The following is a 13,776-nucleotide window of genomic DNA, read 5'->3' as shown; positions in this document are numbered from 1 at the left end:
GGGAGCACCTCACCGCGCCGCCACGGACTGTCGCCGACGCCGCGCGCCGCGGGAACGCCGAAGGGCCGGTCGGAACATCCGACCGGCCCTTCGGCCTGCGACGCCTCGCCGTCGGCGCGGCGCCGTGAGCGCGGGTTCAGACCCGCGAGAGCTCGTCCGCCGTGGCCGGCGCCGGAGCGTCCCCGGCGTGCTCCGCGTCCGCCATCTCCTGCCGGACGGCGGCCAGCGAGGGGTTGGCCCAGGCGCTGGCGACGCCCCAGTAGTAGAACGCGAGACCGATCGCGGCCACGATCAGCAGGTCCCAGCCCTCCGGCAGGTACCCGTGTCCGCCGAAGTCGCTGCTGCCGGCCCAGGACACGCCCGCCATCACGAACAGGTAGGCGACCATCCAGGCGCCCGCCATGAGGTGCGGCTTGAGCTCGGCGAACGGCTTGCGCAGCTCGTACCAGGCCCAGATCGGCAGACCGGCGGCCATCAGCAGGATGACCTTGCCGGTGAGCGGCCAGCGGGCCCAGTACAGCACCAGCGAGCCGAAGACCATCGCGACCGGGGCGATGACGGGCATGGCGCGCAGCCGGACCGGCCGGGGCAGGTCGGGGGCGAGGCGGCGCAGCGCCATGACGGCGACCGGGCCGGTGATGTACGAGATCACGGTGGCCACCGAGACGATCTCGGCCAGCGAGCCCCAGCCGCGGAAGACCGCGAGGAAGAGGAAGGCGACCACCAGGTTGAGCACCAGCGCCGGGCGCGGGATGCCGGTCTTGGCGTCGACCTTGCCGAAGATCTTCGGCAGGTGGCCGTTCTCCTGCACGCCGTGGATCATGCGCGAGGTGGTGGCGGCGTAGATCATGCCGGTGCCGGACGGCGAGACGAAGGCGTCCGCGTAGAGCAGGATGGCCAGCCAGTTGATGCCCCAGGCGATGGCCAGGTCGGCCAGCGGCGAGGTGTAGGAGAGGCTGCTCCAGCCGTTGGACAGATCGGCGGCCGGGATGGCACCGAGGAAGGCGATCTGCAGCGCGACGTAGATCACCAGGGCGATCAGGATCGAGCCGATGACGGCCTTCGGGAGCGACTTGCCGGGGTCCTTGGCCTCGCCGGCCAGGTTGAGCGGCGACTGGAAGCCGTTGAAGGCCCAGACGATGCCGGAGACCGCGACGGCGGTGAAGACCGCGCTCCAGCCGTTCGGCGCGAAGCCGCCGTGGTCGGTGAAGTGCGCGGTGTCGAAGTGCGCGAGGAGCAGCGCGCCGGCGGTCAGCGTCGGCACGATGACCTTGAAGACGGTGATCGCCGTGTTGGTCTTGGCGAACAGGGTGATCGCGAACCAGTTGAGGGCGAAGTAGACGAGCAGCAGCACGCTGGCGAACGCCACACCGCTGAGGGTGAGCTCCTGGCCGTTGTAGAGCCCCTTCGCCCAGCCGAAGTGCCAGGAGCTCATGTACTGGACGGAGGCGGTGGCCTCGCCCGGGATGACCGAGACGATGGCGATCCAGTTGGCCCAGGCGGCCAGGTAGCCGGCCAGCGAGCCGTGCGAGTACTGGCCGTACCGGACCATGCCGCCGGCCTTGGGGAACATCGAGCCCAGCTCGCTGTAGGTGAGGGCGATGGTCAGGGCCACCGCGGCGCCGATCACCCAGGCGAGGATCGAGGCCGGCCCGGCGAGCTTGGCGGCGCGCTCGGCACCGAACAACCACCCGGATCCGATGATCGACCCCAGCCCGACCGCGGTCAGGCTGATCGTGCCGAGCGATCGGCGGTAGTTCTGGTGTGATGCCGTCGAGGATTCGGTCTCACTCAACGTATCGGTCCTTTCGCTCGGGGCTCATCGGGTGGTGTCGGTGTTTTTGCGGTTTTGAGTCGGTATTCCGGACAAACGCACAGCAGCTTATGGTCCAAAAACGGGCGAATACCTCAGGGGAAGCTCAAACCGTTCGATCGTTGCCATCTCGTGTCCGGTTTCCGGACCGGCGGACCCCCGTGGAGAGACCGGCGCCACACCATCCCGGCGGTGGTGGCCGGGGGCCTGCGCAGATCAATCGGGGGAAGCGGCCGGGAAGTGCTCGGGGAAGTGCTCGGAGAGCGTCCCGGGGGCGTCCGGGGAAAAAGAAATTCCCCGTGGGTTCCTTTCGGATCCCACGGGGAATTCGGCTGTGTCCGAGGGGGGACTTGAACCCCCACGCCCGATAAAGGGCACTAGCACCTCAAGCTAGCGCGTCTGCCATTCCGCCACCCGGACAGGGTGTGTGCTTCGGGGGTTTTTCTCTCGCCCCCTCGGCGACAGAGAGAACATTACCAGGGTTCTGGAGTGCTTCTCACCTGCGGTTCCTCGGGCCCGCACCCCGGTGCCCGGCCCGGTGCCCGGCCTGCGGTGCGGACGGGGGCTGGAGCCCGCCCGGGCCGCCGGGGAGGCCGCCGCACAGGTTGGTACGGCTGGCGAACGCGCTCGAACCCCGGCCGAACCGATGACGACCGCGAAGGAACCGGTCGACTCCGCTACCAGCCGCGATCGGTTCCGGCCGGAATCGGTCCGACACGGGCAAGTTGTCGACGGTGCCACAGCCGCCGCGACGGCTCTCCTAGCCTCTGTGGACCGAGGGCGCCATGAGCGGATCGCCTGATTCCCGGGTCGCGGACGAAGGGCGGCTGGACGTGGAGCAGATCAGCGGGACGGCGGAGGCCGAACCGAGACGCGGCAGGCCGGGGGACGGCGGGGGCGGTGCCGTCGCGGCGCCCGGCGGTCCGGCCGCGGCGCCCGGCGGCCCGGCGGCCGGTCCGGCGGACGGCCCCGCCGAGGGACTGTGGCGCTTCCCGGTACCCGCCGCCGAGGCCTCGGTGCCGCTCACCCGGCACGCGGTGCGCGACCGCCTGCTGGCCCAGGGCATGGCCGGGGTGCGCTACCAGGAGCTGGTGGACGACCTGCTGCTGATCGTCTCGGAGCTGGTGAGCAACGCGGTGACGCACGCGGCCGAGCTGTCGCCCGAGGTGGTCACCGAGCTGTCGGTGCGCGGGGGCTGGGTGCGGGTCTCGGTCGAGGACGGCGATCCGTACCGGCCGAAGGCACTGGAGAACGACACCGCGCGCACCGGCGGGCGCGGCCTGCTGCTGGTGAAGAGCGTCACGCTGCAGGCCGGCGGGGTGTGCGACGTCGAGCGGACCGGGGAGGGCGGCAAGGTCATCTGGGCCTCGCTGCCCGTCCCCCCGGAGCCCGACCGCTGACCGGTCCGCCGCGGCGGCCGGCGCGAGGGGACCGGCGACCGGCCCCGCTCGGCGCGCCGAGACCGGTCCGGCCCCGGCCGCCGGCCCCGCACCGGCGGACCGCCTTTCGGCCCGGCACCGGAAGCGCCTACCAGTCCCGCCCGGCGATCTCCCGGATCCCCGGCAGCGCGGCCTCGAAGACCGTCTCGAACCAGACCGAGAACGGCCGCTCGGCCCGCAGCTCGCGCAGCTCCTGTGCGGTCACGAAGGCGAAGTCGTCCACCTCGTCCGGGTTCGGCTCGACCGGGGCGGTGACCAGTCCCACGAAGAGGTGGTTCCACTCCCGCTCGATCAGCCCGGAGGCCTCGTCCGGCAGGTCGTAGCGGACGGTGCCGGCCTCGCAGAGCAGCGCCGGGGCGACGCCCAGTTCCTCCGCGGTGCGCCGGGCGGCGGCGACGAAGGGCGGCTCGTCCGGGTAGGGGTGGCCGCAGCAGGTGTTCGACCAGACGCCGGGGGAGTGGTACTTGCCGAGGGCCCGGCGCTGGAGCAGCATGCGGCCCTGGCGGTCGAAGAGGAACACCGAGAAGGCGCGGTGCAGCCGGCCCGGCTGCTGGTGGGCCCAGTGCTTCTCGGCGGTGCCGATGGTGACGCCCTCGTCGTCGACCAGCTCCAGCAGGATCTCGGTGCCGGCGGCCGAGTCGCCCGGAGGGGCGACCGACACATCGGCCTCCACGTCGAGACCGGTGTCGATCTCGGCGGTGAAGTGCGTCGGGTCGGTCGGCAGACTCTGGGGCATGGGGCCTCTTTCCGGGGGCGGGAGCGACGGGAGCATCGGGTGCGTCCGGCGCACCGGGTGGCGCGCGGCGGACGCAGCGGGGGCACCGGCGCCGGCGTCGGCATCCAGTCTGCCGTATGGGTGGCGCCGGGTTGGGGTCCCACGCACAACCGGGCGGATCATGACTCGGAGGAGTCGGAATCCGGGCAGAGAAGGATCCGGGAAGCCCCCACAAGGGTCACGATCGTCGCAGAACCGTTCGACGTGCGTTCGGCGGCCGTTCGACCGGTCCGTCCCGCCTCACCCCGCCTCACTCCACCACGCCATGCCCCGCCCCGGCCCGGAACCGCCCGACCGGAACCGCCTCCCGCACCCAGGCGTCGGCCCCCGGTCACCGCTCCGTCACCGTTCCGTCTCCGGGCGCGTTCGGGCCGGTCGTCCGAGTCGCCTACCATCACATACGACACGGTGCCCGGATCCGTGCCGGCACCGGCGCGCCGCTGCCCGGTCCGGTCGCACACCGGTCCGGCGAAGCAGCGCCGCCGCCCTTCGGCACGGCCCGCGCGCACAGCACGACGGATCAGGAGACCCCGCATGATCGGCCTCGTTCTGGCAGCCGGCGCCGGCCGCCGGCTGCGCCCGTACACCGACACCCTGCCGAAGGCGCTGGTGCCGGTCGACGGGGAGCGGACCGTCCTGGACCTCACCCTCGGCAACTTCGCCGAGGTCGGACTGCGCGAGGCCGCGATCGTCGTCGGCTACCGCAAGGAGGCGGTGTACGACCGCAAGGACGCCCTGGAGGGCAAGTACGGCGTCAAGCTCCACCTGGTCGAGAACGACAAGGCCGAGGAGTGGAACAACGCGTACTCGCTCTGGTGCGCCCGCGAGCTGTTCGGTGAGGGCCTGCTGCTGGCCAACGGCGACACCGTCCACCCCGCCTCGGTCCAGCGCACCATGCTGGAGGGCAACCAGCGCCTGATCGACGCCGGCACCGCCCCGGGCATCCTGCTCGCCCTCGACACGGTGAAGAAGCTCGCCGACGAGGAGATGAAGGTCGTCGTCGACCCGGCCGCCGGCATGCGCCGCATCACCAAGCTGATGGACCCCTCCGAGGCGAGCGGCGAGTACATCGGCGTCACGGTGATCAACCCCGCCGCCGCCGCCGACCTGACCGACGCGCTGCGCACCACCTACGAGCGCGACCCCCAGCTGTACTACGAGGACGGCTACCAGGAGATGGTCGACCGCGGCCTGCGGATCGACGTCCAGCCGATCGGCGAGGTCTCCTGGGTCGAGGTCGACAACCACGACGACCTGGCGAAGGCACGGGAGATCGCGTGCCAGTACTGACCCGGCTGGTCCCGTCGCCGTTGTTCGTGGAGATCCGACCGGGTGCGCTGGACGCGCTCGGCGGGATCCTCGCGGACCAGCGCCTGTCGGCCTCGGGCCGGATCGCGGTGGCGATCAGCAACGGATCCGGCGCGGCCATGCGCCGGCGCCTGGAGCCGGCCCTGCCCGGCGCCGACTGGTACAACGTCGACGACGGCAGCCTGGACAGCGCGGTGCGCCTGGCCGAGGCGATGCGCGGCGGGCACTACGACGCGATCGTCGGCCTCGGCGGCGGCAAGATCATCGACGCCGCCAAGTACGCCGCGGCCCGGGTCGGCCTGCCGCTGGTCGCGGTCGCCACCAACCTGGCCCACGACGGCATCTGCTCGCCGGTCTCCACCCTCGACAACGACGCCGGGCGGGGCTCCTACGGGGTGCCCAGCCCGATTGGCATCATCGTCGACCTGGACGTGATCCGGCAGGCCCCGCCGCGCTTCGTGGCGGCCGGCATCGGCGACGTCGTCTCCAACATCTCGGCCTGCGCGGACTGGGAGTTGTCGCACGCGGTCACCGGGGAGCCGGTGGACGGACTGGCCGTCGCGATGGCCCGCTCGGCCGGTGAGAACCTGCTGCGGCACCCAGGAAACACTCAGGATCAGGACCTCCTGACAGCCCTCGCGGAAGCCCTGGTACTGTCCGGCATCGCGATGAACATCGCGGGCAGCACCCGGCCTTCGTCGGGCGCCTGCCACGAGATCTCGCATGCCCTGGACGTGCTGTATCCCAAGCGGTCCGCCCAGCACGGCGAACAGGTCGGCCTCGGTGCCGCGTTCGCCAGCTTCCTGCGGGGCGAGCGCGAGCTGTCCGGTCTGATCGTGGAGCGCCTGGCGAGCCACGGGCTGCCGGTGACCGCGGCTCAGATCGGCTTCACCGAGGCGGAGTTCACCGAAGCGGTGAACTACGCCCCGAACACCCGCCCGGGGCGCTTCACCATTCTCGAACACCTCGACCTCTCCCCTTCCGCAATCAGGGACGCGTACGCCGACTATGTCCAAGCCGTCAACAGCTGACCCCTCCACCGCGGGCGCCGAACGGCCCCCGGTGGACCTGACCCGCCGGCCCTCGATCGAGGAGCTGCGCGCGGTGATCCACCCGGAGGGCATGCTCCAGCGCCGCAGCGCCGAGCACTGGGCCGGGCGCCTGTACATGCGGAAGATCTCGCTGCGGATCACCCGCGTGCTCTCCACCGTGACGGCGATCACGCCCAACGGCCTGACCTACCTGATGATGTTCACCGGCGTCCTGGCCGGCGCCGCGCTGGTCGTGCCGGGCATCGTGGGCGCGGTCCTGGGCGCCCTGCTGATCCAGGTCTACCTGCTGCTGGACTGCGTGGACGGCGAGGTCGCCCGCTGGCGCCGGCAGACCTCGCTCACCGGCGTCTACCTGGACCGGGTCGGCCACTACATGTCCGAGGCGGCCCTGCTGACCGGCCTCGGTCTGCGCGCCACCGACCTGCTGCACCGCGAGGGCGGTGGCTCGCACTGGGAGTGGGCCTTCCTCGGCACGCTGGCCGCGCTCGGCGCGATCCTGATCAAGTCCGAGACGGACCTGGTGGACGTGGCCCGGGCCCGCAGCGGCCTGACGGCCGTCGAGGACAGCGCCTCGGTGCCGCGTTCGGCCACCGTCGCCAAGGCCCGCCGGGCGGCCTCGCTGCTGAAGTTCCACCGCCTGGTCGGCGCGGTCGAGGCCTCGCTGTTCATCCTCGCGGCCGGGGTCGCCGACGCCGTGCACGGCGGGCTGTTCTTCACCCGGCTCGCGGTGGTCGTCCTGGCGGCGATCGCCATGCTGCAGACCGTGCTGCACCTGCTGAGCATCGTCCTGTCGAGCAGGCTGCGGTGACCGCCGTGACCAGTGCGGAGAACGTCCGCCTCGGCGCCGTGATCATCACCATGGGCAACCGGCCCGCCGAGCTCAACGCCCTGATCGAGTCCGTCCGCGCCCAGGAGGGCCCGACGGTCGAGCTGGCCGTGGTCGCCAACGGCGCCCCGCTGCCCCCGCTGCCGGAGGGCGTGCGCAGCGTCGAGCTGCCGGAGAACCTCGGCATCCCGGGCGGCCGCAACGTCGGCATCGAGCTGTTCGGCCGGGACGGCGAGGAGGTGGACGCCGTCCTCTTCCTGGACGACGACGGCCACCTGCCGCGCACCGACTCCGCCCGCCTGCTGCGCGAGGCCTTCGCCGCCGACCCGGAGCTGGGCATCGTCTCGTTCCGGATCGCCGACCCGGACACCGGCGTCACCCAGCGCCGGCACGTCCCCCGGCTGCGCGCCAGCGACCCGCTGCGCTCGTCCCGGGTGACCACCTTCCTGGGCGGTGCGAGCGCCGTGCGCTGCAAGGTGTTCGAGGGGGCCGGCCAGCTGCCCGCCGAGTTCTTCTACGCCCACGAGGAGACCGACCTCGCGTGGCGCGCGGCGGACGCCGGCTGGGCCATCGACTACCGGGCCGACGTGGTGCTGCACCACCCGACGACCTCCCCCGCCCGGCACGCGACCTACTTCCACAACGTGGCCCGCAACCGGGTCTGGCTCGCGCGGCGGAACCTTCCGGCCCTGTTGGTGCCTCTCTATCTGGGAACCTGGCTTCTGCTCACCCTGGCCCGTCGCCCCTCCCCCGAGGCGCTGAAGGCCTGGTGGGGCGGATTCCGGGCGGGCTGGCGCGAACCCTGCGGTCCGCGACGGCCCATGCGATGGCGTACCGTTTGGCGACTGACCAGGCTGGGCCGACCACCGATCATCTGATCTGATCGAATGATCGATCGCCGCGGCCGGTGACCACACACCGGCCGGCTCCCCCGAGATCCCAGTGGATCACCATCGGCGCAACGGCCGGCGGACCCCGCCGACCGGCCGCCCCGACCGATCCCGCGTGAAGGACGAATGTGTCGACAGTGAGTGAACCCGTCAGCCTCTCGACCCCCAGGGGGGTGGACGCGGGCCTTACCCCCAAGCAGCTCGCGGACAAGTACGGCTTGTCGGTGAGCGGCGCCCGGCCGGGTCTGGTCGCCTACACCAAGCAGCTCTGGGCCCGGCGTCACTTCATCTGGGCCTTCGCCACCGCCCGACTGGTGGCCCAGTACACCGACGCCAAGCTCGGCCAGCTGTGGCAGGTCGTGACCCCGCTGCTCAACTGTGCGGTCTTCTACCTGGTCTTCGGCGTCATCCTGGAGAACAAGGACGGCTTCCCGCCGAACACCTACATCGCCTGGCTCTGCATCGGCGTCTTCGTGTTCCAGTTCACCCAGAACGCGGTGCAGTCCGGCACCCGGGCGATCTCCGACAACCTCGGCCTGATCCGGGCGCTGCACTTCCCGCGTGCCAGCCTCCCGATCGCCTTCACCGTGATCCAGCTCCAGCAGCTGCTGATCTCGATGGTGGTGCTGGTCGTGACCGTCCTCGCCAGCGGCATCGCCCCCGGCAAGACCTGGCTGCTGATCGTCCCGGCGCTGCTCCTGCAGACGATGTTCAACACCGGCATCTCGCTGATCATGGCCCGGATCGGCGCCAAGACCAGTGACATCTCCCAGCTGATCCCCTTCGTGATGCGCGCGTGGATGTTCCTGTCCGGCGTGATGTTCAGCATCCAGGACCGGGTCCACAAGTGGCCGCACTACATCCAGGTGATCTGCGCCATCAACCCGGCCTCGGTCTACATGGACCTGCTGCGGCACGCCTTCGCGCCGATCATCTACAACAAGCACCAGCCCGCGCACCAGTCCCTGCCGCCGCACCAGTGGGTGTACGGGCTCGCCTGGGGCGTCGGGATGTTCGTCATCGGATACGTCTTCTTCTGGAAGGCCGAGGAGGAGTACGGCCGTGGCTGACGTCGACCTGAGCAAGAACGACTTCGTCCGGGACACCGACGTGGCCCGCGAGCCCACCGTCGTCGTCGACGACGTGCACATCGTCTACCGGGTACACGGCGCCGGCTCCGGCAAGGGCAGCGCCACCTCGGCGCTGAGCCGCATCCTCAGCCGCAGGCGCGCCGCCGGCGTGCGCGAGGTGCACGCGGTCAAGGGCATCAGCTTCACCGCGTACAAGGGCGAGGCGATCGGCCTGATCGGCTCCAACGGCTCCGGCAAGTCGACCATGCTGGCCGCCATCGCGGGCCTGCTGCCGACCGAGAAGGGCGGCATCTACACCAACGGCCAGCCCTCGCTGCTGGGCGTCAACGCCGCGCTGATGAACGAGCTCACCGGCGAGCGCAACGTCGTCCTGGGCTGCCTGGCGATGGGGATGTCCCCGGCCGACGTGAAGGCCCGCTACCAGGACATCGTCGAGTTCTCCGGCATCAACGACAAGGGCGACTTCATCTCCCTGCCGATGCGCACCTACTCCTCCGGCATGGGTGCCCGTCTGCGCTTCTCGATCGCCGCCGCGAAGACCCACGACGTGCTGCTGATCGACGAGGCCCTGGCCACCGGTGACCAGGCCTTCCAGCAGCGCAGCAAGCGCCGCATCGACGAGCTGCGCGGGTCTGCCGGTACGGTCTTCCTGGTCAGCCACGACAACAACTCGATCCGCGAGGTCTGCGAGCGGACGATCTGGATCGAGGCCGGCGAGCTGGTCATGGACGGCCCGACCGACGAGGTCGTCGGCCGCTACGAGCGCGGCGAGCGCCCGTAGCACCGCGGGCCGCCCCACGGACGGCCGTGTGAGTCACCCCCCGCCACCAGGGCTGGTTCCGGAACCTCCGGGACCGGCCCTTCGGCGTGCCCGGCCGTTACCCCGGGTGGCCGCCGCCGCGGGGGTGAGCGGCCCGGCCCGGCAGGCGGGGCGCCCTTCTCCGGCGTGGCCCGCGGTGTCAGGCTGGTGGACGCGGGGGCGGTGTGCCGGACGTGACGCCCGCGCTCGGACGCGTGTCCGAGTCGGACCGGTGGTACCCAGCGGTGTAGAACGGGGGAGTGACAGCAGTGTCGGCTTCGGCCCAGCCCAGTGATACGCCGGTGAACCGTTCCGCGGGTCAGACCCTGGAGAAGGCGGGGGCCGAGAACTTCCCGGTCGCCCCGTTCTTCCTGCCCGCGGCCTGGCGCGACGACCTGATGGCGGTGTACGGCTTCGCCCGCCTCGTCGACGACGCGGGCGACGGCGACCTGGCCGACCCGGCCGCCACCGCCCGCCTGCTCGGCGTCGAGCCGGCGCCCCCGGCCACCCCTTCGGAGCAGTCCGGCCCGCCGACCCCGCAGGAGACCGCCTTCCGGCTCGCCCTGCTCGACGCGCTGGAGCACGACCTGGACCGGGTCTTCGAGTCCGCACTGCACCCCACCGGCGCCGACCGCCCCCGCCACCCGCTGATGCGGGCCCTGGTCCCGCTGGTCGACCGGCGCGGCCTGACCCCCGAACCGTTCCGCCGTCTGATCGAGGCCAACCGGGTGGACCAGACCACCACCCGCTACGCCACCTACGACGACCTGATCGGCTACTGCACCCTCTCCGCGGACCCGGTCGGCCGCCTCGTCCTGGCCATCGCGGGCGTCTCCACCCCCGAGCGGACCGAACTCTCCGACGCGATCTGTAGCGGCCTCCAGGTGGTCGAACACCTGCAGGACGTCGCCGAGGACCTGCGCCGCGGCCGGATCTACCTCCCCACCGAGGACCTGGAGCGCTTCGGTGTCACCGAAAACGACCTCGCCGCCCCCTCCGCCGACGGCGCGGTCCGGGAGCTGATCGCCTTCGAAGCGGAACGGGCCCGCACCCTGCTCGATCACGGCGCACCATTGGTAGGTACGGTTCAGGGGAGGCTTCGACTGCTCCTGGCGGGATTCACCGCCGGCGGGTACGCGGCCCTGGCTGCCGTCGAGGACGCCGGGTACGACGTGCTCGCCCGGCAGGCGAAGCCGGACAAGCGCCGCCTCGCAGCGAAGGCGGCGGCCATCTTCGCGAAGGGAAGGTGAACGCCCGCGTGGCGGCATCACCACTGGCGTCGGCCCAGGTCATGGCGGCGTACCGGTACTGCGAGGCAGTCACCGGGCTGCAGGCGCGCAACTTCAGCTACGGCATCCGGTTGCTGCCCGAACCCAAGCGGCTGGCCATGTCGGCCCTGTACGCCCTGGCCCGCCGGGTGGACGACATCGGCGACGGCGACCTCCCGGCCGACCGCAAGGCCGAGGCACTGCTGCGCACCCGGGAACTGGTGGACGAGGTCCGCTCCGGGGCGGTCGCCGAGGACGACACCGACCCGATCAAGGTCGCCCTGGCCGACACGGCCCGGCGCTTCCCGATCCCGCTCGGCGGTTTCGACGAGCTCATCGACGGCGTCGAGATGGACCTCAAGGGCGCCGAGTACCAGACGTACGAGGAACTGAAGGTCTACTGCCGCTGCGTGGCCGGCGCCATCGGCCGGCTCTCGCTGGGCGTCTACGGCTGCGACGACCCCGAGCGCGGGGCGCAGTACGCGGACACCCTGGGCCTGGCCCTGCAGCTCACCAACATCCTGCGCGACCTGCGCGAGGACGCCCTGAACGGCCGCACCTACCTGCCCACCGAGGACCTGGTCCGGTTCGGCTGCGAGCAGGGCTTCGCCCTGCCCAAGCCGCCGGTCGGCGCGGACTTCACGGGCCTGGTGGCCTTCGAGGCCGCCCGCGCCCAGGCCGCCTTCGAGGAGGGCCTGCGGCTGCTGCCGATGCTCGACCGCCGCAGCCGCGCCTGCACGGCCGCGATGGCCGGGATCTACCACCGGCTGCTCGGCCGGATCGCCGCCGACCCCGAGTCGGTGCTGCGCGGCCGGGTCTCCCTGCCGGGCTGGGAGAAGGCGTACGTGGCGCTTTCCGGGCTCGCCGGGGGGCGTTCTTGATTCTCGCGACAGTTCTGTCACGCTGTGTCAGCGGGGAATCACGTGCGGGTAGTTCCGTGTCGACCGAACGCGTACCGGCTTCAGTGACCGCCTCCCGGCGGTCCAGCGACTGCGAGGGGGAGGGCCGATGACCGGGCGAGCCGATGCCGCGCGCCCGGCTTCCGTCGTGGTCGGCGGCGGTCTGGCCGGCATCACCGCGGCGCTGCGCCTGTCCGAGGCGGGCCACCGGGTCACCCTCGTCGAGGGCCGTCCCCGGCTCGGCGGCCTGGCGTTCTCCTTCCGGCGCGGCGAGCTGACCGTCGACAACGGCCAGCACGTCTACCTCCGCTGCTGCACGGCCTACCGCGGCCTGCTGGAGCGCCTCGGCGCCACCCGCCTGGTCCACCTGCAGGAGCGCCTCGACGTCCCGGTGCTCTCCGTCACCGGGCCCGAGGACGCACCCGTGCGCACCCTCGGGCGGCTGCGGCGGGCCGGCCTGCCCGTCCCGCTGCACCTGGCCGCCAGCCTCGCCCGCTACCCGCACCTGTCCCCGGCGGACCGCGCCCGGGTGGTCCGCGGCGCGCTCGCCCTGAAGGGCCTGGACCTCGCCGACCCGGCGCTGGACCGGATCTCCTTCGGCGAGTGGCTGCGCCGCAACGGGCAGAACGCCGCCACCCAGGCCGCCCTGTGGGACCTGGTCGGCGTCGCCACCCTGAACGCCCGGGCCGACCAGGTCTCGATGGCGCTCGCGGCGAAGGTGTTCCAGACCGGCCTGCTCTCCGACCCGGGCGCCGCCGACATCGGCATCGCCGCGGCCCCGCTGGGCGCGATCCACCACGACCGGGCGCTCGCCGAGCTGGAGCACGCGGGTGTGACGGTCCTGCTGCGCGCCCGGGTGGCGGAGCTCAAGCCGGCCGCGCCGCAGCACGCCGTCCTCCTGGAGGGCGGGGAACTGCTCACCGCCGACACCGTCGTCCTGGCCGGCGCCCAGGACACCGCGGCCGCCCTGCTGCCGCCGGACGCGATCCCGGGGCAGGAGCGCCTGGCGGAGTTCGGCACCGCGCCGATCCTCAACGTGCACGTGATCTACGACCGCAAGCTGCTGCGCCAGCTGTTCTTCGCCGCCCTCGGCTCACCGGTCCAGTGGGTCTTCGACCGCACCGCGCATTCCGGCCTGGCCGCGACCGAACTCGGCCGCGCCCACCCGGGCGCCCAGTACCTGGCCCTCTCGCAGTCCGCCGTGCAGGACGAGATCGATCTGCCGGTCGCCGAACTGCGTCGCCGCTACCTGCCCGAGCTGGAACGACTGCTGCCGGCCGCGGCCGGAGCCGAGGTGCTCGACTTCTTCGTCACGCGCGAGCGCACCGCGACCTTCGACCCGGCCCCGGGCGGCGGGGCGCTGCGCCCGTCGGCCCGTACCCGGGTCCCCGGCCTGCTGCTGGCCGGCGCGTGGACGGCCACCGGCTGGCCCGCGACCATGGAGGGCGCCGTGCGCAGCGGCCACGCCGCGGCCGACGCCGCGCTCGCCGCGGCCGGCACCCGGGTGCCGACCGACCGCGGCGACGGGAGGTGGCCCAGGTGACGGCGGGCCCCGCCGCCGGAGAGCCCGCCAGAGCCGACGGGCGTACCGTCGAGCGCGTCGGCGGAATCAGCGG

The 13,776-nt window shown here is 72.3% G+C and carries 12 protein-coding genes and 1 tRNA gene; 10 read left to right on the top strand and 3 right to left on the bottom strand.

Going from position 1 to position 13,776, the window contains the following annotated elements; all coding sequences use genetic code 11:
* Nucleotides 1–136: 136 nt before the first annotated feature.
* Both AB0D10_RS02460 and AB0D10_RS02455 read right to left on the bottom strand, forming a co-directional pair.
* The gene (locus tag AB0D10_RS02460) at nucleotides 137–1,795 is read right to left on the bottom strand and encodes an APC family permease (RefSeq protein WP_360249907.1); all 1,659 of its coding nucleotides are present in this window, start codon (nucleotides 1,793–1,795) and stop codon (nucleotides 137–139) included.
* Nucleotides 1,796–2,148: 353 nt separating this feature from the next.
* Nucleotides 2,149–2,233, bottom strand: a tRNA-Leu gene (locus AB0D10_RS02455).
* A gap of 365 nt (nucleotides 2,234–2,598) precedes the next feature.
* Here AB0D10_RS02455 and AB0D10_RS02450 point away from each other — a divergent pair.
* Nucleotides 2,599–3,213, top strand: coding sequence for an ATP-binding protein (locus AB0D10_RS02450; RefSeq protein ID WP_360249904.1), 615 nt, complete (start codon nucleotides 2,599–2,601; stop codon nucleotides 3,211–3,213).
* A gap of 127 nt (nucleotides 3,214–3,340) precedes the next feature.
* Here the strand turns inward: AB0D10_RS02450 and idi are convergent, their stop codons facing one another.
* Nucleotides 3,341–3,988: an isopentenyl-diphosphate Delta-isomerase gene (gene idi, locus AB0D10_RS02445; RefSeq protein WP_360249901.1), complete on the bottom strand. Its 648-nt coding sequence runs from the start codon at nucleotides 3,986–3,988 to the stop codon at nucleotides 3,341–3,343.
* A gap of 573 nt (nucleotides 3,989–4,561) precedes the next feature.
* Here idi and AB0D10_RS02440 point away from each other — a divergent pair.
* From AB0D10_RS02440 to hpnE, 9 genes are all read left to right on the top strand, one after another.
* On the top strand, nucleotides 4,562–5,317 hold the full coding sequence (locus AB0D10_RS02440; protein WP_360249898.1) for a phosphocholine cytidylyltransferase family protein: 756 nt from the start codon (nucleotides 4,562–4,564) through the stop codon (nucleotides 5,315–5,317).
* Nucleotides 5,305–6,366 carry an iron-containing alcohol dehydrogenase family protein gene (locus tag AB0D10_RS02435; protein WP_360249895.1) on the top strand — a complete coding sequence of 354 codons (1,062 nt, stop codon included), beginning with the start codon at nucleotides 5,305–5,307 and terminating at the stop codon, nucleotides 6,364–6,366. Before AB0D10_RS02440 ends, AB0D10_RS02435 begins: the two co-directional genes overlap by 13 nt.
* 91 nt (nucleotides 6,367–6,457) lie before the next feature.
* Nucleotides 6,458–7,195: a CDP-alcohol phosphatidyltransferase family protein gene (locus AB0D10_RS02430; RefSeq protein ID WP_360250641.1), complete on the top strand. Its 738-nt coding sequence runs from the start codon at nucleotides 6,458–6,460 to the stop codon at nucleotides 7,193–7,195.
* Nucleotides 7,196–7,245: 50 nt separating this feature from the next.
* On the top strand, nucleotides 7,246–8,091 hold the full coding sequence (locus tag AB0D10_RS02425; RefSeq protein WP_360250638.1) for a glycosyltransferase: 846 nt from the start codon (nucleotides 7,246–7,248) through the stop codon (nucleotides 8,089–8,091).
* 140 nt (nucleotides 8,092–8,231) lie between these two features.
* Nucleotides 8,232–9,173: an ABC transporter permease gene (locus AB0D10_RS02420; RefSeq protein WP_360249892.1), complete on the top strand. Its 942-nt coding sequence runs from the start codon at nucleotides 8,232–8,234 to the stop codon at nucleotides 9,171–9,173.
* On the top strand, nucleotides 9,166–9,975 hold the full coding sequence (locus AB0D10_RS02415; RefSeq protein WP_360249889.1) for an ABC transporter ATP-binding protein: 810 nt from the start codon (nucleotides 9,166–9,168) through the stop codon (nucleotides 9,973–9,975). The genes AB0D10_RS02420 and AB0D10_RS02415 overlap by 8 nt, the downstream gene beginning before the upstream one ends.
* 320 nt (nucleotides 9,976–10,295) lie before the next feature.
* The gene (gene hpnC / locus AB0D10_RS02410; protein ID WP_360249886.1) at nucleotides 10,296–11,243 is read left to right on the top strand and encodes a squalene synthase HpnC; all 948 of its coding nucleotides are present in this window, start codon (nucleotides 10,296–10,298) and stop codon (nucleotides 11,241–11,243) included.
* Nucleotides 11,244–11,284: 41 nt separating this feature from the next.
* Entirely contained in the window at nucleotides 11,285–12,142 is an 858-nt protein-coding gene (gene hpnD / locus AB0D10_RS02405; RefSeq protein WP_360250635.1) for a presqualene diphosphate synthase HpnD, read from the top strand.
* A 127-nt stretch (nucleotides 12,143–12,269) separates the two neighbouring features.
* Nucleotides 12,270–13,703: a hydroxysqualene dehydroxylase HpnE gene (gene hpnE, locus AB0D10_RS02400; RefSeq protein ID WP_360249883.1), complete on the top strand. Its 1,434-nt coding sequence runs from the start codon at nucleotides 12,270–12,272 to the stop codon at nucleotides 13,701–13,703.
* Nucleotides 13,704–13,776: the final 73 nt, after the last annotated feature.

It is taken from the genome of Kitasatospora sp. NPDC048545 (genome assembly GCF_040651155.1).
Taxonomy (GTDB): Bacteria; Actinomycetota; Actinomycetes; order Streptomycetales; family Streptomycetaceae; genus Kitasatospora.
The sequence above is the reverse complement of the archived record's forward strand: the minus strand, read 5'-3'. Positions and strand labels throughout refer to the sequence as shown.

Bases quoted from the DNA above. Each gene is read 5' to 3' on its own strand.
- AB0D10_RS02425 (WP_360250638.1), top strand. From the start codon at position 7,246: ATGGGCAACCGGCCCGCCGAGCTCAACGCCCTGATCGAGTCCGTCCGC.
- AB0D10_RS02440 (WP_360249898.1), top strand. From the start codon at position 4,562: ATGATCGGCCTCGTTCTGGCAGCCGGCGCCGGCCGCCGGCTGCGCCCG.
- hpnD (WP_360250635.1), top strand. From the start codon at position 11,285: ATGGCGGCGTACCGGTACTGCGAGGCAGTCACCGGGCTGCAGGCGCGC.
- AB0D10_RS02430 (WP_360250641.1), top strand. From the start codon at position 6,458: ATGCTCCAGCGCCGCAGCGCCGAGCACTGGGCCGGGCGCCTGTACATG.
- idi (WP_360249901.1), bottom strand. From the start codon at position 3,988: ATGCCCCAGAGTCTGCCGACCGACCCGACGCACTTCACCGCCGAGATC.
- hpnE (WP_360249883.1), top strand. From the start codon at position 12,270: ATGACCGGGCGAGCCGATGCCGCGCGCCCGGCTTCCGTCGTGGTCGGC.
- AB0D10_RS02450 (WP_360249904.1), top strand. From the start codon at position 2,599: ATGAGCGGATCGCCTGATTCCCGGGTCGCGGACGAAGGGCGGCTGGAC.